At 62.0% G+C, this 18188-nt stretch carries 15 protein-coding genes; 11 read left to right on the top strand and 4 right to left on the bottom strand.

All coding sequences use genetic code 11. The annotated features are described in order from the left end of the window. The first annotated feature begins 66 nt into the window (after positions 1 to 66). The 4 genes from VW35_RS13950 (at position 67) to VW35_RS13935 (ending at position 4927) form a co-directional block, all read left to right on the top strand. Complete coding sequence (locus VW35_RS13950; RefSeq protein ID WP_046143684.1) at positions 67 to 1461, top strand: glutamine synthetase family protein; 1395 nt, start codon at positions 67 to 69, stop codon at positions 1459 to 1461. 168 nt (positions 1462 to 1629) lie between these two features. Continuing rightward, on the top strand, positions 1630 to 3012 hold the full coding sequence (locus tag VW35_RS13945; RefSeq protein WP_046143683.1) for an aldehyde dehydrogenase family protein: 1383 nt from the start codon (positions 1630 to 1632) through the stop codon (positions 3010 to 3012). A 154-nt stretch (positions 3013 to 3166) separates the two neighbouring features. Next, complete coding sequence (locus VW35_RS13940) at positions 3167 to 4321, top strand: iron-containing alcohol dehydrogenase (RefSeq protein ID WP_046143682.1); 1155 nt, start codon at positions 3167 to 3169, stop codon at positions 4319 to 4321. A gap of 54 nt (positions 4322 to 4375) precedes the next feature. Next, entirely contained in the window at positions 4376 to 4927 is a 552-nt protein-coding gene (locus VW35_RS13935; protein ID WP_046143681.1) for a gamma carbonic anhydrase family protein, read from the top strand. A gap of 20 nt (positions 4928 to 4947) precedes the next feature. On the opposite strand, the gene VW35_RS13930 is transcribed toward VW35_RS13935, so the two are convergent. Next, the gene (locus tag VW35_RS13930) at positions 4948 to 6240 is read right to left on the bottom strand and encodes an ATP-binding protein (protein WP_052951740.1); all 1293 of its coding nucleotides are present in this window, start codon (positions 6238 to 6240) and stop codon (positions 4948 to 4950) included. 87 nt (positions 6241 to 6327) lie between these two features. Between VW35_RS13930 and ppk2 the strand changes: the two genes are divergently transcribed. Then, positions 6328 to 7182, top strand: a complete 855-nt coding sequence (gene ppk2, locus VW35_RS13925) for a polyphosphate kinase 2 (RefSeq protein WP_046143680.1) — start codon at positions 6328 to 6330, stop codon at positions 7180 to 7182. Positions 7183 to 7189: 7 nt separating this feature from the next. Here ppk2 and VW35_RS13920 read toward each other — a convergent pair whose 3' ends face one another. Next, positions 7190 to 8098 carry a sugar kinase gene (locus VW35_RS13920; RefSeq protein WP_046143819.1) on the bottom strand — a complete coding sequence of 303 codons (909 nt, stop codon included), beginning with the start codon at positions 8096 to 8098 and terminating at the stop codon, positions 7190 to 7192. A gap of 135 nt (positions 8099 to 8233) precedes the next feature. Here VW35_RS13920 and VW35_RS13915 point away from each other — a divergent pair, with 135 nt between their 5' ends. Next, entirely contained in the window at positions 8234 to 9706 is a 1473-nt protein-coding gene (locus tag VW35_RS13915; RefSeq protein ID WP_046143679.1) for a mannitol dehydrogenase family protein, read from the top strand. Here the strand turns inward: VW35_RS13915 and VW35_RS13910 are convergent. Next, the gene (locus tag VW35_RS13910; RefSeq protein WP_046143678.1) at positions 9703 to 11112 is read right to left on the bottom strand and encodes a protein adenylyltransferase SelO; all 1410 of its coding nucleotides are present in this window, start codon (positions 11110 to 11112) and stop codon (positions 9703 to 9705) included. The genes VW35_RS13915 and VW35_RS13910 overlap by 4 nt on opposite strands. 91 nt (positions 11113 to 11203) lie before the next feature. On the opposite strand from VW35_RS13910, the gene VW35_RS13905 reads away from it, so the two are divergent. Together VW35_RS13905 and VW35_RS20685 are read left to right on the top strand one after the other, a co-directional pair. Next, positions 11204 to 11866: an HAD family hydrolase gene (locus VW35_RS13905; RefSeq protein ID WP_046143677.1), complete on the top strand. Its 663-nt coding sequence runs from the start codon at positions 11204 to 11206 to the stop codon at positions 11864 to 11866. Between the two features lie 277 nt (positions 11867 to 12143). Next, on the top strand, positions 12144 to 13049 hold the full coding sequence (locus VW35_RS20685) for a cell wall hydrolase (protein ID WP_152662595.1): 906 nt from the start codon (positions 12144 to 12146) through the stop codon (positions 13047 to 13049). A gap of 146 nt (positions 13050 to 13195) precedes the next feature. On the opposite strand, the gene pckA is transcribed toward VW35_RS20685, so the two are convergent. Further along, positions 13196 to 14788 (bottom strand): phosphoenolpyruvate carboxykinase (ATP), encoded by a 1593-nt coding sequence (gene pckA, locus VW35_RS13895; protein WP_046143676.1) that lies wholly within the window; start codon positions 14786 to 14788, stop codon positions 13196 to 13198. Positions 14789 to 15026: 238 nt separating this feature from the next. Between pckA and VW35_RS13890 the strand changes: the two genes are divergently transcribed. From VW35_RS13890 to VW35_RS13880, 3 genes are all read left to right on the top strand, one after another. Next, complete coding sequence (locus VW35_RS13890) at positions 15027 to 15743, top strand: response regulator transcription factor (RefSeq protein ID WP_046143675.1); 717 nt, start codon at positions 15027 to 15029, stop codon at positions 15741 to 15743. Positions 15744 to 15751: 8 nt separating this feature from the next. Further along, complete coding sequence (locus tag VW35_RS13885; protein WP_244465908.1) at positions 15752 to 17539, top strand: sensor histidine kinase; 1788 nt, start codon at positions 15752 to 15754, stop codon at positions 17537 to 17539. A gap of 136 nt (positions 17540 to 17675) precedes the next feature. After that, the gene (locus VW35_RS13880) at positions 17676 to 18137 is read left to right on the top strand and encodes an HPr kinase/phosphorylase (protein WP_046143674.1); all 462 of its coding nucleotides are present in this window, start codon (positions 17676 to 17678) and stop codon (positions 18135 to 18137) included. The last annotated feature ends 51 nt before the right edge of the window (positions 18138 to 18188 follow it).

Genomic DNA, 18188 nt, shown 5'->3' with positions numbered 1-18188 from the left:
CCGGGTCATTCCCGCGAAAGCGGAACCTTCGTTACCGTTCAACAGAGGTCACCGCTTTCGCGGGGGATGACACCGGAGAGGGGCAAGAGAATTGAGGACACGTTGACTTACGCGCTCGACAGCTTACGCAAAGATGTTGCCGAAGGCCGGATCGATACCGTGCTCGTCGCGTTCCCCGACATGCAGGGGCGGCTGATCGGTAAGCGGTTCCAGGCCGCGTTCTTTCTCGATGGCGCCATGGACGAGACCCATGGCTGCGATTACCTGCTTGCCGACGACATCGACATGGAGCCGGTGCCCGGCTACGCGGCCGCTAACTGGGGCAAGGGCTATGGCGATTTCGTCATGAAGCCGGACATGACGACGCTGATGAAGTGCACTTGGCTCGAGGGTACGGCACTGGTGCTGGCCGATCTCGTTGACCATCACCATCACGAGCCCGTTCCGCACGCACCGCGGAACATCCTCAAGAGGCAATTGGCGCGATTGGAAGCCATGGGCCTATCGGCCAATTTCGCGAGCGAACTCGAATTCTATCTTTTCGACGAAACGTTCCGCTCGGCGCACGAGAAGGGCTACCAGAACCTGACCGCGGCCGGCTATTACATCGAAGACTACCACATCTTCCAGACCACCAAGGAGGAAGGCGTGATGCGCACGCTGCGCAATCAGCTCCATGCCTCGGGCATTCCGGTCGAGAATTCCAAGGGCGAATGGGGCCCGGGGCAGGAAGAGATCAACGTCCGCTATGCCGAGGCCCTGACCATGGCGGACCGGCATGTGGTCATCAAGAACGCCACCAAGGAAATCGCCTTTGCGCAGGGAAAGGCGGTCACCTTCATGGCCAAGTGGGCCTATGACCTCGCCGGGTCTTCAGCGCATATCCATATGTCGCTCGCCAAGGACGGCAAGAACCAGTTCGTCGACGAGAGCGACGCGCTCGGCATGTCGCAACTTATGAAGCATTTCATGGCCGGGCTTTTGACCTATGCCGGCGACATCACTTATTTCCTCGCGCCTTACATAAACTCCTACAAGCGCTTCCAGGTCGGCACCTTTGCCCCAACCAAGGCGATCTGGTCGAGCGACAATCGTACTGCCGGGTTCCGGCTTTGCGGGGAGAACACCAAAGGGGTTCGTGTCGAGTGCCGCATCGGTGGGGCCGATCTCAATCCCTATCTCGCCTTTGCCGCGCTCCTGGCGGCAGGATTGAAGGGGATCGAAGAAAAGCTGGAGCTGGAACCGGCCTTCTCGGGCGATGCTTATGCGGGCAGCGCCCTGCGCGAGGTGCACAAGACCTTGCGCGATGCGGTGGCGGCACTGGAAAATTCAAAGATGCTGATCGATGCTTTCGGGCCCGAGGTGGTCGGGCACTATGTGCACACCGGCAATTGGGAGCAGTTCGAATATGATCGCCGCGTGACCGATTGGGAGCGCAAGCGTGGGTTCGAGCGGAGCTGACCAAGCCTTTGCCTGGCCAGCAAACCATCCTCCCCGTCATTGCCCGGCTTGTCCGGGCAATCCACCCCACGGAAGGCATGGACTACCGGGACAAGCCCGGTAGTGACGAAGGAACGGGAAATTCTCCGAGCTGCAGCGTTACAATAACGACTTGAACGGACTAAAAGCATGACCGAGACGGTCCAGATCATATCTCCCATCGACGGAAAAATCTTTGCCGAGCGGCAGACGCTCGATGACGCGCAGATTGCAGCGGCGGTGTCGCGGGCCAAGGCGGCGCAGCGGGCGTGGCGCGCGGTGCCGGTGGCGGAGCGCGTTGCTGCGGTGGGGCGGATGGTCGATGCGCTCCTGGCGATGAACGACGAGATCGTGCCTGAACTGGCCTGGCAGATGGGCCGGCCGATCCGCTTTGGCGCAGAGAAGCGCGGGGTCGAAGAGCGCAGCCGGCACATGCTGGGCATTGCCGAGGCGGCGCTAACCCCGTCGATGCGGCCGGAGAAAGAGGGGTTTACCCGCTATATCGCGCTTGAGCCGCTGGGTGTGGTGCTGGTGATCGCGCCCTGGAATTATCCATTCCTGACGGCGATCAATTCCATTGTGCCGGCCCTCGTGGCGGGCAACGCGGTGCTTTTAAAGCATGCGAGCCAGACGCTTCTCGCGGGGGAACGCTTTGCGGCGGCGGCAAAGGCGGGCGGGTTGCCGGAAGGCATTTTCCAGAACCTCGTCCTCAGCCATGCCGACACGGAAAAACTGGTTGGCTCGGGCGAGATCGACCACATCAATTTCACCGGCTCGGTTGAAGGCGGGCGCCGGATCGAGAAGGCGGCGGCCGGAACGTTTGCAACGCTGGGCCTCGAGCTTGGCGGCAAGGACCCAGCCTATGTGCGGGCGGACGCCAATCTCGATTATGCCGCGGAAAATCTCGTCGATGGCAGTTTCTTTAATTCGGGACAATCGTGCTGCGGCGTCGAGCGCATCTATGTGCACAAGGACGTCTATGACGGCTTTGTCGACCGCTTCATCGGCCAGGCACGCGGCTGGACGCTCGGCGATCCGCTCGACCCGGCAACGATTGTCGGGCCGATGGCGCGTGGCGGCTTTGCCGATCATGTGCGGCGCCAGACCGAGGAAGCGGTGCGTGCCGGCGCGACGCGGCACCTCAACTGGAGCGACCCGCGGGATATGGCAGGTTGGCCCTATCTCGCCCCGGAAGTGTTGACCGGGGTCAATCACCAGATGAGCGTCATGCGCGAAGAAAGCTTTGGGCCGGTTGTCGGCATCATGAAGGTCGCGGACGATGCCGAAGCGATTTCGCTGATGAACGACAGCCCCTATGGCCTGACGGCCTCGATCTGGACCGACGATCTCGATGCGGCGGCAAGGATCGGCAGAGAGGTCGAGACCGGCACGGTCTTCGCCAATCGCTGCGATTATCTCGATCCCGCACTCGTCTGGACCGGTGTGAAGGATACCGGCAAGGGCGGGGCGCTGAGCGAGATCGGGTATCATAGTTTGACCCAGCCGAAGAGTTTTCATCTCAAGCGGGTTTAGGGATGTGTCCTCGTCGTTCGAGGCACAAGTGAGGGTTTCTCTCCGTTCTATCGTCACCGCCGGGCTTGTTCCGGTGGTCCCAAGCGGAGGCGAGATGGATTGCCGGGACCGCCGGCAATGACGACGGAGAGTTCGTCAGAAATATGAGGCCAAGATGACCAATGCCAACTGGAATTATCCAACCGCCGTCCGCTTCGGGGCGGGGCGTATCGCCGAATTGCCCGATGCGCTGAAGGTGGCGGGAATTTCAAAACCGCTGCTGGTGACCGATGCGGGATTGGCAGCGCTGCCAGTGACGCAAAAGGTGCTGGCGGATCTGAAGGCCCAAAACATCGAGGTCGGACTTTTCTCGGACGTCAAACCCAATCCGATCGCCGCCAATGTCGAGGCAGGCATCAAGGTTTTGCGCGAGGGCGGTTATGACGGGGTGATTGCCTTTGGCGGCGGCTCAGGGCTCGATACGGCCAAGGTGATTGCCTTCATGGCCGGACAGACGCGGCCGATGTGGGATTTCGAGGATATCGGCGACTGGTGGACCCGCGCCGATCCTAAGGGAATCTTTCCCATTGTCGCCGTGCCAACGACTGCTGGCACCGGATCGGAAGTCGGGCGCGCCGGGGTCATCACCGACGAAACGACCCACACCAAGAAAGTGATCTTTCATCCGCTGATGATGCCCAGGGTCGTCATCGCCGATCCCGAACTGACGGTGGGGATGCCCAAGTTCATCACCGTCGGCACGGGCATGGATGCGCTGGCCCATTGCCTCGAGGCCTATTGTGCGCCGGGCTATCATCCCTTGGCAGATGGCATTGCCATCGAAGGCATTCGGCTGGTGTTCGAGAACCTGCCCAAGGTGGTGCTCGACGCGAACGATATTGAAGCGCGCGGCCATTTGATGAGCGCGGCAGCGATGGGGGCTACGGCTTTCCAGAAGGGGCTGGGGGCGATCCACGCGCTGAGCCATCCGGTCGGCGCGCTTTACGATACCCATCACGGCATGACCAATGCGGTGTTCATGCCCTATGTGCTGATGGCCAATAAGCAGGCGATCGAAGCCAAGATCGCCCGGCTCGCGGCCTATCTCGGGCTGGCGCCCAGTTTCGATGCCTTCCTCCATGCCGTGATCGGCCTGCGGCTCCGGCTCGAAGTGCCCCATACTCTCAAGGATTTCGGTGTCGACAGCGCGCAGCGCGAAAAGATCGGCGACATGGCGATCCTCGATCCGACGGCAGGCGGCAATCCGATCGAACTCACGAAAGAGCGGGCGCTCGACATTTTCGACCGGGCTATGGCAGGCCGCGTCTAGAAAAGCCGGGGCAGCAGCGGCTAGTATGGCGTCATATTGTGACGGGAGAGGCCCATGCCCCTTTATGCCCTCGACGGTGTCGTGCCGAAAGTCGACCCCGATATCGGCTGGATCGCGCCGACGGCGGTGATCGTCGGCCATTGCATCCTGGGGCCTGAGGTCGGCATCTGGTTCGGCGTCGTCGCCCGCGGCGACATCGAGCCTATCCGCATCGGCGCGCGCACCAATGTGCAGGAAAACGCCGTGCTCCATACCGACAAGGGATTTCCCCTGACCATCGGGGAAAACTGCACCATCGGCCATGGCGCTATCGTTCACGGCTGCACGATCGGCGACAATAGCCTGATCGGCATGGGCGCGACGGTGCTCAATGGGGCGCGGATCGGCAGGAACTGTCTCATCGGCGCCAATGCGCTGATTACCGAGGGCAAGGAGATTCCGGACAATTCACTGGTGGTCGGAGCGCCCGGCAAGGTCGTGCGGATGCTCGATGAAAACGCGATTGCCGGGCTCGCGGCATCGGCCGACCGCTATGTCAGCAATGCCAGGCGCTTTGCGACCGGGATGGTCGAAATGCCAGCGCCGGGGAGTTTTGATCCGGCTTAGCGGTCCCCGCTTTCGAGGCGCTATGGCAGCATAACATCGACACGCAGGCCCTCGCCGGGCTTGCTCCTGATCGACATCTGGCCGCGATGGCGCTGGACGATGTGCTTGACGATGGCAAGCCCGAGACCCGTGCCCTTCTTCTTGCGGCTGGTTTCAACCTCGATGCGGTAAAACCGCTCGGTCATGCGCGGCACGTGTTCGGGCTCGACGCCCGGGCCGTGGTCGACGACGCTGACGAGATACCGGAAACCGCTGCGATTGATCGGCGTAAGCGAGACTTCGACGGTCTTGCCCTCGCCCCCATATTTGATGGCGTTATCGACGAGATTTTCGAAGACTTCATAAAGCTGGCTGCGATCGCCGGTAACGGGCACCGGGCCGTCCGGCAAATCGAGGACGACATCGAGAGCAGCTGCCTTGGCCTGGGTCTGCAGGCCTTCGCGCACTTCACGGAGAAGGCCGGCAAGATCGACAGAGCCGGTGGGCCGGACGTGCTGGTACATTTCGATGCGCGACAGGCTCAAAAGATCGTCGATGAGCCGGCTCATACGTTCGGCCTGGCCACGCATGATGCCGAGGAATTTTTCGCGCGCCACGGCGTCCCGCGCCGCGGGGCCGAGAAGGGTATCGATGAAGCCGAGGAGCGAAGCCAACGGGGTGCGCAATTCGTGGCTGGCATTGGCGATGAAATCGGTGCGCATGGCATCGACGCGCTTCAATTCCGTCAGGCTCTGGAAGGTGACGAGCAGATGCCGGTCGTATTGCTCGAGCCAGTCGCTCTCCGGATGCCGGATGGGGGCGACGGTGACGCGATCCCAGGTTTCGCTCGGAAGGGTTTCGTGGAGTTCGAAACTGTGCGGCGTGCCCGTGCGCAGGGCGGCATCGACGGCGCCGACGAGCTCGGGATTGCGCATGACAAGGGTCAGGACCTTGCCGGGCTGGACATTGGAATATTGCCGTGCGGCTGCCTGGTTTCGGTAAGATACCGCGCCGCGTCCGTCAAGCACGAGGCAGGGTTCGCCGAGCGCTTCGGCAAAGGCCGCGATGACCTTATCGTCTTCCGCCTTTGGCAGTTCGACCGGAACCGGTGTTTCAACAATACGCGTTATGGTTCTGACCGGCATGGGCAGGAACGCGACGAAGCCCACGGCGACGACATAGCCGAGAAAGGCAATGTCGGGCCTGAGATTGCCAAAGAGAACGAGGGCGATGAACAGCCCGGCAAGCCCGGCGAGGAGCGCGATCGAACCGGCCAGCCGCGCGAGGACGGCCTCGCTGGGATGCTGGCTTTGATGCAGCTGTGAATCGTCCATTTTCCGCGGTTTATTCAAGTGCTTGCGCCCGCCTCTTGCGCGGGATCGGAACTTCTAGCACGCTGAGTGTAACAATGGAGCGACAGTGTGAACGACCCTCTTTCGAGTTTCGACCTGGATGATCCCGAACTTCCCCAGTCCATCAGGAAGGCGGCTCTCCGGTCGGGCGGCTTCCCCTATGACGAAAAGCTCGACCGGGAGGAGTATGACACGCAGCTCTATGCGCTGCAAAAGCAGCTTGTCTTGCTGCAGGACCATATGGCCAAGGCAGGCGAGCGGATCGTTCTCGTCTTCGAAGGGCGCGATGCCGCCGGCAAGGGCGGAACCATCAAGACGATTCTTGAAAACCTCAACCCGCGCTACAACACCATCGCGGCCTTGCCAAAGCCCAATGACCGAGAGCGGACGCAATGGTATTTCCAGCGCTATGTCGACTGGCTGCCGGCAGCCGGCGAAATGGTGCTGTTCGACCGCTCCTGGTATAACCGTGCCGGTGTCGAACCGGTGATGGGCTTTTCCACGCCCGAGCAGACGGCGCTTTTTCTCGAGGAAGCGCCGGAGTTTGAAAAGCGCCTGACGCGCGACGGCATACGGCTCTTCAAGTTCTGGCTCTCCATCGGCCGGGAAATGCAGCTCAAGCGCTTTCACGATCGCCGGCACGATCCGCTGAAAATCTGGAAACTGTCGCCGATCGATATCGAAGCGCTCGGCAAGTGGGATGCCTATTCGGATGCGCGCGACCGGATGCTCGAGCGAACCGACAGCAAGCACGCGCCCTGGACGGTCATTCGCGCCAACGACAAGCGGCGCCTGCGGCTCAACGTCATCCGGACCGTGCTCGAAGGCTTCGACTACGAGGGAAAGGACAAGAAGGCAGTCGGCAAGATCGACGAAAAAATCGTGCTGAGCGCGGACGATTTTTTGAACATGGAAGGCGAGTAGAGCCGGACTATTTGAGGAATTTCGGCTCCACGAGCGCGCCCTTGTGGCCGATGACGATTCCTGCGACGCGGTGGGCTTCTGCCGCGGCGTCGCGGATCGATCGTCCGTTCAATCGTGCCGAAAGGTAGGCGCCATTGAAACTGTCGCCGGCCCCGGTGGCGTCGACCACCTTTCCAGCCGGCGGCGGGGCAATTTTGACGCGCTCGGTCGATGTGGCGATCAGCGCTTCCTTCGCCCCGTCCTTGACCACGACTTCCTCGACCCCGATTTCGAGATAGCGCTCGGCCGTATCCTCCACCGTCTCGTCGCCAAAGAGCGGGGCTTCATCCGTGTGGGTGGGCAAAACGATATCGCATAGGCTGGCGGCGGCCGTGAGCACCGAGGCCATGACGCGCGGGCTTGACCAGAGGGCGGGGCGCAGATTGGTGTCGAAGGCGATTTTCGCGCCATTGTCGCGCGCCTTGACGATGGCGCCGAGAAGCCGCCCGCGGGCGCGCGGCGCGAGAATGGCGAGGGTTATGCCGGAGAAATAGACAAGGCTCGCGCCTTCCACCGCCTTTTGCAGGGCGGATTTGTCGTCGGCCAAAAGCTTGGCCGCGGACTGATCGCGCCAATAGGTGAAATGCCGGTCGCCCTTATCCTGATGGATCATGTAAAGGCCCGGGCGCCGCTCCGGCACGGTGCCGATATGATCGGTGCCGATAGCGTTGGACTTGAGGAACGCGCGAATATCATCGGAATAGCGGTCCGTGCCAAGCGCGGTGACATAATCGACGGCCCAATCCTTGCCAAGCAAGGCGCGCAGATACCAGGCGGTGTTGAGCGTATCGCCCGCATAGCCGAGACGGTAGGTGCGGTCTTCACCGCCGCTCATCTCGATCATGCATTCGCCGATGCTGACGATGCGCTTTGCCATGGTTTGATCCTCCCACTTCAAAAACCTTATGCCGGTCAGGTTCCAGCGCGGCAAGACCGCAAACCCGACATGCACACTTCCATACAAGATTGGAAGGCTTTATGCTGCGCCCGATTTGATCGACTTGGAGCCGTCATGACCAGCCCGCGCCTCAGCCCTGAAATCCTTGGCGGCCTCAGATCGGGGATCGGCGTGCCGGGTTATGATCGCGCAAAGGTCACGCCAGGCATCGTCCATCTGGGGATCGGCGCTTTCCATCGCGCGCATATGGCAGTCTATGTCGACGATCTCCTGGCACAAGACGCGAGCTGGGGCATCGTCGGGGCCAGTCTGCGGCGCCCCGACACCAAGGAGGCGCTGGAGCCGCAGGGCGGGCTCTATACTATCGCCGTGCGCGACGCGGAGGGGACGCATCCGCGCGTCATCGGCTCGATCCTTTCGGTCATGGATGCCAATACCGAGCGCGAGGCATTGCTCGAGCTGATGGCAAGCCCGGCGATCCGCATCGTGTCGCTGACGGTAACCGAAAAGGGCTATTGCCACGATCCGGCGACGGGCGAGCTCGATGAGCGGCATCCGGATGTGGTGCATGATCTTGCCAATCCCAATGCGCCTAAATCAGCGCCCGGCATGCTGGTTGAGGCGCTGGCGCGGCGCAAGGCGGCGGGGACTGCGCCGTTCACGGTGTTGAGCTGCGACAATCTCCCGTCCAATGGCGAAACCGCAAAGCGCATCGTCACCCGCTTTGCCGCGCTGCGCGACCCAACGCTCGGCGAGTGGGTCAAGGATGTGGCGTTTCCCTCCACCATGGTCGATCGCATCGTCCCCTCGACGACCGATGCCGATCGGGCCGAGGTTGCCGAGCTGATCGGCGCCGAAGACGCCTGGCCGATCATGACCGAGCCCTTTACCCAGTGGGTGATCGAGGATCATTTTCCCGCCGGCCGCCCAGCCTTCGAAAAGGTCGGCGGGCAGCTGGTCGAGGATGTCGAGCCGTTCGAGCTCATGAAATTGCGCATGCTCAATGGTTCGCACTCGACCATGGCCTATCTCGGCTACCTCGGCGGATATCAGTATATAGCCGAGGTCATGGGCGACGATGCCTATGTCAAGCTCATCCATGGTTTGATGACCGACGAGGCCATGCCGACGCTCGACATGCCCGGCACCGATCTTGGCGCCTATCGCGATCAGCTGCTCGAGCGCTTCCGCAATCCGGCGCTGAAACACCGGACCTGGCAGATCGCCATGGACGGCTCGCAAAAACTGCCGCAGCGCCTGCTCGGAACCATCCGCGATCGTCTCAAGGCCGGGCAGGACTTCAGCCGGCTCGGGCTCGGGGTTGCTGCCTGGATGCGCTACGTGACGGGCGTAGACGAAAAGGGCCAGGAGATCGACGTGCGCGATCCGCACGCGCTCAAGATGCACGAGATCGCTGCCGATGCTGGCGACGATCCGGTGGCGCTGTTCGAGGGTCTGTCTTCGCTGACCGAGATTTTCGGGTCCGATCTGGCCGATAACGAGACGTTCCGCACGACCGTGATCGGCCATCTCGAAAATCTGTTCGATGAAGGGGCGCGGGCAACCGTCGCCAAGGTCGCAGGCTAAGGCACGATCCCGTAGGCCGCACGCATTTCGGCAATCTCCGCGAGCGTCTTGTGGAAAAGGCTCCAATCGTCATGTTCGGCGATTGGCGCCCAGATCGCTTCCATTTCCTCGATCAGCATCGTGCGCGGCTTGTCGCGCGCGAAATAGGGATGATCGAGATTGACGTCGCTCGCCGGCTCGAAAGCTTCGAGGGCATTGGCGAGCGGGCGGAAGGCGTCATTGGTGTAGAACGCGGCTGCGGTTCCCCTGGCCGCGCGCTCCGCGCTCATGGCGCCGCCGCGCCAATCGAAGAAGAATTGTTCGTAAGGCGCCTTGGTGGCGGTGAGAAAACCGAACATGGCGGTAACGAGCGCACTGTTTTCTTCTTCATCGCGGGGGAGGAGACCCAGCCGGCGCAGAAAGGCGCGGGGCAGATAGTCGCGAAAGATCGGCCAGATGGTGTTGAGCGCCGGCTCGAGCGCCTCGATGCTCGAAAGCGGCAGGAGACATTCGGCAAGACGCGTCAGGTTCCAGGCCAGCGTGTCCGGCTGGCGGCCAAAGCTATAAAGGCTGGTTTCGTCGAAATAGGCGGCAGTGAAATCGGGGTCATAGACCGGCAGGAAGCGCCAGGGGCCGTAATCGAAACTCTCGCCGGTGATGTTGATATTGTCGGTGTTGAGCACGCCATGGACGAAGCCGCCCGCGATCCACTGCGCTCCGAGCAGGGCGACGCGCTCGACGACCGCGCCGAGGAGCGCGGCGGCAGGATCGGCATTGCCGAGCAGGTGCGGATAATAATTGGCAATGGAATAATCGACGAGGCGCCGGAGATTGGCTTCGTCTTCGAGAAAGGCCAGGCGCTGGAAAGTGCCAATGCGAATGTGGCTATGGCTGAGCCGGGTCAGGACGGCCGAGCGGGTAGGTGAGGGCTCGTCGCCGCGCTGCAACGCTTCACCCGTCTCGACGAGCGAAAAGCTCTTTGATGTATAGACGCCTAAGGCTTCGAGCATTTCGGTCGCCAAGACTTCGCGCACGCCGCCCTTGAGCGTCAGGCGGCCGTCGCCGCCGCGCGACCAGGGTGTCCTGCCAGAGCCCTTGGTGCCGAAATCGAGAAGACGGCCATCTGCCGGGTCGATGCATTGCGCGTAAAGAAAGCCCCGCCCGTCGCCGAGATCGGGATTATAGGTGCGGAACTGATGACCGTGGTAGCGGAGCGCCAGCGGCTGTTCGAGCGAACCGGGAAGCGGTTCGAACCGGCCGAAATGGCGGAGCCAATCATCGTCCGAAAGTGCGTCGAGCCCGATCCGTCCGGCCCAGCGCTGATCGCGATGGCGGAGGATCGTTTGCGGAAAATCCGCCGGCGCCACGGGATCGAAAAAGTCCGGCCCAAGCTCTTGGTGACGGCGGGCAGGAATGAAATCGGTCATGGTCTCTCGGCTCTTGCCGAGCCCTTCGTGCAGGGCTCGCTTGCGGGCGGAAGTCTGGCGCAGGCTGTCAAATCGGCCTATATCATCATCGATGATACAGCTTGCCCCCTTTAAGGCCGCCATCTTCGATATGGACGGCACCTTGCTCGACACTGAAGTTGTCTTCAAGACCATCGTATTCGAAGTCTGCACCGATCTTGGCTTCGAAATGACCGACGACGTGCATCGTTCCATGGTGGGCGGCAGCCACGAGCGCACCAATCAGCTGCTAATCGAGGCCTATGGCGTCAGTTTCCCCTACGCGCTGTTCGACGAAAAGTGCCGTGTCAGCATGCGTGAGCGCTCGCATGGGGGCGTGCCGATCAAGCCGGGAGTCGAGGAATTTATCGCCGCCCTGCGCGATCGCGGCATTCCGCTGGCCGTGGCGACGTCGTCGCGCAATCCGCATGCCCAGCATCATCTGAGCGCCGCGGGCCTTCTGCACATGTTCGATACGGTCGTCACGCGGGACGACGTGGTCAACCCCAAGCCGCACCCCGAGCCATACCTCACGGCGGCCGGCCGGCTTGGCGTCGATCCGGTCGATTGCCTTGCGCTCGAAGACAGTCATGCCGGTGTCCGCGCTGCCCATGCGGCCGGCATGCAGACCATCATGGTGCCCGACCTCGTCAACCCGAGCGAAGAGATCCTCGCGCTCGGCATCGCGGTGATGGATAGCCTCGAGCATGTGCATAAGGCCGCATTTCCTCGTTAAGATGTGATCGCGCCAGAAGGCGCATAAAATTCTACTCATCATCGAAACTTCGTGTTGAGCACGATGCAAGCCCATGAATTTCATGGGTTTTCATTTTCGTGCTCAGCCATTAACCGTACTTTAAGAAGCTAAGGACTATGGTTAATCAGCCGTAAATTTTGGCTTCCATCTCTTTGCGGGCTTGGCTAGTGTGCCCCCACAAAGACGGACCGCGTAAGCGATCCAACCAGAAGGCCCGCCGGAGGTAACGGATGGGCTCAGGGGCAAGGACGGGGCATTGACTGCACGCTGGGGGCATAGGATTGCGCGCGCCGCATCCAAAGTGGCTGTGCTGGGCACAGTTGCACTGATCGCAAGCGTCATCGTCGCACCCCTCGTGGTTCGTGCCAACGAAACCAACATCGTCCTCCCGCTCGACATTCCCGCCGATATCGCCATCGCCCGCAGCCGGCCTGCTTTTGGCGCGACGAGCGTGCCGCTGGCGCCAGGCCAGCAGAAGCTTTCCGAAGCGCTCCTTGCCAATTATGTGAAGCGGCAGCAGGAACTTCGCGCGGTCGATGTGACCGAAGCCGGCCCGCAGCCGCCGCTTTCGACCGAAATGCTGATGGGCTATATTGCCCGCGGTTCGCTCGGCGGCGGCAATACCGCCCTTTCCGCCATCGACAGCTTCATGAAGCCGGCAGGGCCCATTCAGCAGCCGACCGTGACGCCCGACCTTCTCGCCGCCTATGTCGCGAGCGGCTATCAGCCGACGGCCAAGCGCGCCGAAGTTGCCAATGCCGAGCGCGATTGTCTTGCTCAGGCGATCTATCACGAAGCTCGTGGCGAAAGCGCCGCCGGTCAGCTCGCGGTGGCCAATGTCATCGTCAACCGCGCCCGCTCGAGCAAGTATCCGTCTTCACTCTGCGGCGTAATCTATCAGGGCGCCAAGAACGGCCGCTATCGCTGCCAGTTCACCTTTGCCTGCGATGGCCGCGATGACGCGCCGGGCGAGCGTCAGGCCTGGGCGCGGTCCATGGCGCTGGCCAAGGATGTCTATGCCGAATACGCCACGGGCGAAGAAATCGGCGCCGTTCCGGACAATGCCCTCTTTTACCACACCACCAATGTGCGCCCGTCCTGGGCCTATACCTATAGCCGCGTTGCTGAGGTCGGCTCGCATATCTTCTACGCGCCGAACTGAGGTTCTGGGTTTTGATAAGTTGAAAAAGTCCCGCGGAAGCGGGACTTTTTGTTTTGTTGTGGATCATATCCCTAAGCATCCGTCATCACCGGGACGAGCGGTGGTGACGCAGGAAGGGAAGCGGGCAGGACGCCAGTGCCGCCCGTTTACTCAGCCGCCTCCGCCAGGCGCGGGCCTGCATCCGCGTCCGCCTGGCGGCCGAACTTCTTGAAATTGTTGCGGAAAAGCTCGACGAGCTTGAGCGCCTGGACGTCGTAGGCGTCGGTGTCGGCCCAGCATTGGCGCGGGTCGAGGAGGCGGGAATCGACGCCGTTGACGGCGAGGGGCACGGCAAAGCCAAAGAGCGGGTCGAATCGGGTCGAGGCGTCATCGAGTTCGCCATTGAGCGCAGCGGTGAGAAGCCGGCGGGTCGAGGCGATGTCGATGCGCTTGCCTGCGCCATAGCCGCCGCCGATCCAGCCGGTGTTGAGAAGCCAGGCCTGGGCCCCGCTCATGCGCAGCCGCTCGGCCAGGAGGTCTCCGTAAACCGTTGGATGTAATGGCATAAATGGCGCGCCAAAACAGGCCGAGAACGTCGCCTGCGGCTCGGTCACGCCGCGTTCGGTGCCGGCGACCTTGGCGGTATAGCCCGACAGGAAGTGGTAGACGGCCTGCTCCGGCGTCAGCTTGGCGAGCGGGGGCAGCACGCCAAAGGCATCGGCCGTGAGGAAGACGACGGTCTTAGGCGTGCCGCCGGTGCTGCCCTTGGCAACCGATGGCAGGACATGGATCGGGTAAGCCGCACGGGTGTTTTCGGTGCGCGAAACGTCATCAAACGCTGGCATTCCGTTATCGTTGAGAACGACATTCTCGAGAACGGTGCCAAAAGTGCGGGTGGCGGCGAAAATTTCGGGCTCGGCTTCGGCGCTGAGCTTGACCGTCTTGGCATAGCATCCGCCTTCGAGGTTGAAGACGCCTTGGTCGCCCCAGCCGTGCTCGTCGTCTCCAATCAGCGGACGATCGGGGTCGTTGGAGAGGGTCGTCTTGCCTGTACCAGAAAGACCGAAGAACAGCGCCGCTTCGCCTTGCGGCCCGAGATTGGCCGAGCAGTGCATCGGCAGTACGCCCTGGCGCGGGGCGTGGAAGTTGAAAAGCGAGAAAACGCTTTTCTTGATTTCCCCGGCATAATGCGTGCCGGCGATAAGGACGAGATTGCGGCTCATATCGAGGGCAATCACGGTTTCGGTCCGCGTGCCATGGCGCGCAGGGTCCGCAAGGAACAGCGGCGCGTGGATGATGGTGACCGGCGTCGCGGCTTCGGACTTGACGATGCCTTCGTCGGGCCGGATCAGCAGATTGCGGATGAAGAGGGCGTGCCAGGCGCTTGGGGTTAAAACCGTTACATCGTATTGGTGGCGCGGATCGGCACCGGCGATGAGGTCCTGGCGGAAAAGATTCTGGCCGGAAAGATGGGCGGTGATATCGGCAAGGAGAAGATCGAACGCTGCCGGCGTCATGGCGCCCGAATTGTCCCACCAGACTTTTTCCGCGGTCAGTCCGTCGCGTACGATGAACTTGTCCTTCGGCGAGCGGCCGGTAAAGGCGCCGGTCTCGACCGAGAGAGCGCCATGGGCCGTCAATTGCGCGCCGCCGGCCTTGATAGCGGCAGCAACCAGTTGCGGGGCAATGGCGTTTTCGCTGAGAGATGCTGCAGCCTCGGCGAGCGTGCGGCGCAGGGTGCTATGGTCATCGAGCGTCATATTTCGTCTCCGTCAGGCGCCGCAACAGGCAGCGTATGCGAAGAAAAATAGGCGAGCCGGTCCCCGCCCAACCATCCGGAAATGGGTCGTAAGACGGAAGTCGAAGTTCGCCGGAGGAGCGCGTTGGGGTGGTATCTGGCTTGGCCACGCCTTATTTAACGCGTAATTGTCGCCTGCAACGTCGCCAACGGGTCGCAAGGCCCAGGACATGCAAGCGTCGCAAAGAGAAAGGCAGCACATGCCCAAGATCGCCCTTGTGGACGACGACCGGAACATTCTCACCTCTGTTTCCCTCACCCTGGAGGCGGAGGGATATCAGGTAGCTACCTATACCGACGGCGCCTCGGGCCTCGACGGGCTGACCAACGATCGCCCCGACCTTGCCATTCTCGATATCAAGATGCCGCGCATGGACGGGATGGAACTGCTCCGCCGCCTGCGCCAGAAATCTGATGTGCCGGTGATCTTCCTCACATCCAAGGATGAAGAGATCGACGAGCTCTTCGGGCTCAAGATGGGCGCCGACGATTTCATCACCAAGCCTTTTAGCCAGCGGCTCTTGGTCGAGCGCGTCAAGGCCATCCTGCGCCGCTCGGCGCCGCGCGATCCCTCCGGCGCGACCGGCCCCGCCGGTGAACCGGCGCCCGGCAAGGCGCTGATCGAGCGCGGTTCGCTGGTGATGGACGAAGAGCGCCACACGTGTACCTGGAAAGGCCAGCGCGTGACGCTGACGGTCACCGAATTCCTGATCCTCCAGGCGCTGGCCTTGCGTCCCGGCGTCGTCAAATCGCGCAATGCGCTGATGGATGCCGCCTATGACGATCAGGTCTATGTCGACGATCGCACCATCGACAGCCACATCAAGCGGCTGCGCAAGAAATTCAAGGCGACGGACGACGATTTCGAGATGATCGAGACGCTCTACGGCGTCGGCTATCGCTTCAAGGAGCAATAAGACCCCACGTGGCCACCATCGATCCCGAGCTGGAAGGCGACCTGCCCAAGGGCAAAGGCGCGTCTCGGCATGACGACAAGCGCGGCCGGCGTGGGCTGCGCCTTGCGCTCATGCCGCTCGGCAAGGTGATCGTCGGGCTCCGTCGCTTCGTCGACTTCACCATCTTTTCGAACCTGACGCGGCGCATCATTGTCCTCAACCTTGCCGGCCTTCTGGTGCTGGTGGTGGGCATTCTCTATCTCAATCAATGGCGCGCGGGGCTTATTGACGCGCGTGTGCAATCCCTGCGCGTGCAGGGCGAAATCATCGCCGCCGCCATTGCCGCCTCGGCGACCGTCGACAGCGACGTCATTTCGGTCAATCCCGACCGGCTGGTCGAATTGCAGGCGGGTAACGTGTCCCCCCTGTCCTATTTCGATCCCTCGCTCGAATTTCCGATCAGCCCGGAACGGGTGGCGCCGCTGCTGCGCAACCTGATCACCCCGACGCGAACCCGGGCGCGCATCTACGACCAGCAGGGTCTCCTCATCCTCGACAGCGAGAACATCTATGCGCGCGGAGAGGTCATCCGGCAGCAGATCGACACCTCGAAGACGCAGCATTTCTTCCTTCTCGACTGGTGGAACGCGATGATTGCCTGGGCCCCGGGCGACAATTATCCGAAATATCAGGACTATGGCGCCGACGAAGGCACCCGCTATCCCGAAGTCGCCTCGGCGCTCCAGGGCGCTCCGGCTGATTTCGTGCGCGTAGATGAGCACAATCAGCTGGTCGTGTCGGTTGCGGTCCCCGTGCAGAGAATGCGCGCCATTGTCGGTGTGATCCTGCTTTCCACCGCGCCGGGCGATATCGATTCGGTCGTGTCACAGGAGCGCTGGAGCATCCTGCGCATTGCCCTGATTGCAGCGGCCGTGCAGATCGCGCTGTCGCTGCTTCTCGCTGGCACCATTGCGGGACCGATGCGGCGCCTCTCGGAGGCAGCCGAGCGCGTGCAGACGGCCGGCAATGCGCGCGCCGAAATTCCGGACCTGACCGACCGCCCGGACGAGATCGGCCACCTTTCCGGCGCGCTGCGGCGCATGACCGACGCGCTCTATAATCGCATCGAAGCCATCGAACGCTTTGCCGCCGACGTGGCGCATGAACTTAAAAACCCGCTGACTTCATTGCGCTCGGCCGTCGAGACGCTGCCGCTTGCCAAGAAGCCGGAAGACCGGGCGCGGCTTAATGAAATCATCCAGCATGACGTCAAACGCCTTGATCGGCTGATCACCGACATTTCGAGCGCCAGCCGCCTCGATGCCGAACTGGCGCGCGAAAGCGCGGAGCTGGTCGATGTGGAAAAGCTCGCCGAAGCCATGGTCGGGATTCAGAAGGACGTGGCGGCCAATCGCAGCGTCGACGTGGTGATGGGCAAGCGTCTTGGGCGCGGCTCGACCACCATGAGTGGCCATGAAAGCCGGCTCGCCCAGGTCTTTGCCAACCTGATCGACAATGCCGTCTCCTTTTCGCCGGAAGGAGGGAAGGTGACGGTGACCGTCTCGACTGAAAACGATCACCAGATTCTCGTCAGCGTCGTGGACGAGGGGCCGGGCATTACCGGCGATGTCAGCCGCATCTTCCAGCGTTTCTACACCGACCGCCCCGAAACCGAGAGTTTCGGGAATCACTCGGGGCTGGGGCTGTCGATCTCCAAGCAGATCGTCGATGCGCATAAGGGCACGATCAAAGCGCAGAACCGGACGGATCGCTCTGGCGCCGTGTTCACCGTGACGCTGCCCAGGGCGCGACGGTAGATTTGGCTATCGTGGCTCACTGTCACCCCCCTCCAGCCTCCCCCATTGAGGGGGGAAGTGCGGTTCTGCGGTCGAGGAAGCATCATGCGACATGCTCGATGCTCTATTTCCCTCTTGATGAGGGGGTGATTTCGCGGTGACCAATCGGGAAAACGTCCACGCCACGGCCCTGTCCCTCGATGGCAAAGGCGTTCTCATTCGAGGCCCTTCCGGGAGCGGCAAGTCCCTGCTGGCGCTGGTTCTTCTCGATCAGTTCACGGCGCGCGGGCGCGACGCTGCGCTCGTTTCCGATGATCGCGTCGATCTTGCCGTAGCCGATACCGGCATTCTGATGTCAGCCCCTGCGACCATCGCCGGCCTTATCGAGCTGCGCGGACGCGGCATCGTTTCCAAACCCTATCGCGACAATGTGCGGCTCGACCTTGTGGTCGATCTGGTGCACGCCCTTGAACGCATGCCCGAGAAGCACGATTTCAGGGTGGAGATGCTGGGACAAATCGTCGCCCGTTGTCCAGTGCCCGCGGTTGGCGTGATTGGCCCGGAACACCAGCGTCTGCTGATCGAAGAAGCGCTGCGCGCAACCACGATCGATCGGTAAGGTGACAATTTATCGCTTGCAACAAGAAGTGCTCAGGACAAGACTGTGCGC

Origin of the sequence: Devosia soli (genome assembly GCF_000970455.1) — a bacterium.
GTDB lineage: Bacteria > Pseudomonadota > Alphaproteobacteria > Rhizobiales > Devosiaceae > Devosia > Devosia soli.
This window is presented reverse-complemented; position numbering and strand designations above follow the sequence as displayed.

Excerpts from the sequence above, each read along its gene's own strand:
- VW35_RS13950 (WP_046143684.1), top strand. The coding sequence starts at position 67 with ATGACACCGGAGAGGGGCAAGAGAATTGAGGACACGTTGACTTACGCG.
- VW35_RS13945 (WP_046143683.1), top strand. The coding sequence starts at position 1,630 with ATGACCGAGACGGTCCAGATCATATCTCCCATCGACGGAAAAATCTTT.
- VW35_RS13940 (WP_046143682.1), top strand. The coding sequence starts at position 3,167 with ATGACCAATGCCAACTGGAATTATCCAACCGCCGTCCGCTTCGGGGCG.
- VW35_RS13935 (WP_046143681.1), top strand. The coding sequence starts at position 4,376 with ATGCCCCTTTATGCCCTCGACGGTGTCGTGCCGAAAGTCGACCCCGAT.
- VW35_RS13930 (WP_052951740.1), bottom strand. The coding sequence starts at position 6,240 with ATGGACGATTCACAGCTGCATCAAAGCCAGCATCCCAGCGAGGCCGTC.
- VW35_RS13920 (WP_046143819.1), bottom strand. The coding sequence starts at position 8,098 with ATGGCAAAGCGCATCGTCAGCATCGGCGAATGCATGATCGAGATGAGC.
- VW35_RS13915 (WP_046143679.1), top strand. The coding sequence starts at position 8,234 with ATGACCAGCCCGCGCCTCAGCCCTGAAATCCTTGGCGGCCTCAGATCG.
- VW35_RS13910 (WP_046143678.1), bottom strand. The coding sequence starts at position 11,112 with ATGACCGATTTCATTCCTGCCCGCCGTCACCAAGAGCTTGGGCCGGAC.
- VW35_RS13905 (WP_046143677.1), top strand. The coding sequence starts at position 11,204 with ATGATACAGCTTGCCCCCTTTAAGGCCGCCATCTTCGATATGGACGGC.
- pckA (WP_046143676.1), bottom strand. The coding sequence starts at position 14,788 with ATGACGCTCGATGACCATAGCACCCTGCGCCGCACGCTCGCCGAGGCT.
- VW35_RS13890 (WP_046143675.1), top strand. The coding sequence starts at position 15,027 with ATGCCCAAGATCGCCCTTGTGGACGACGACCGGAACATTCTCACCTCT.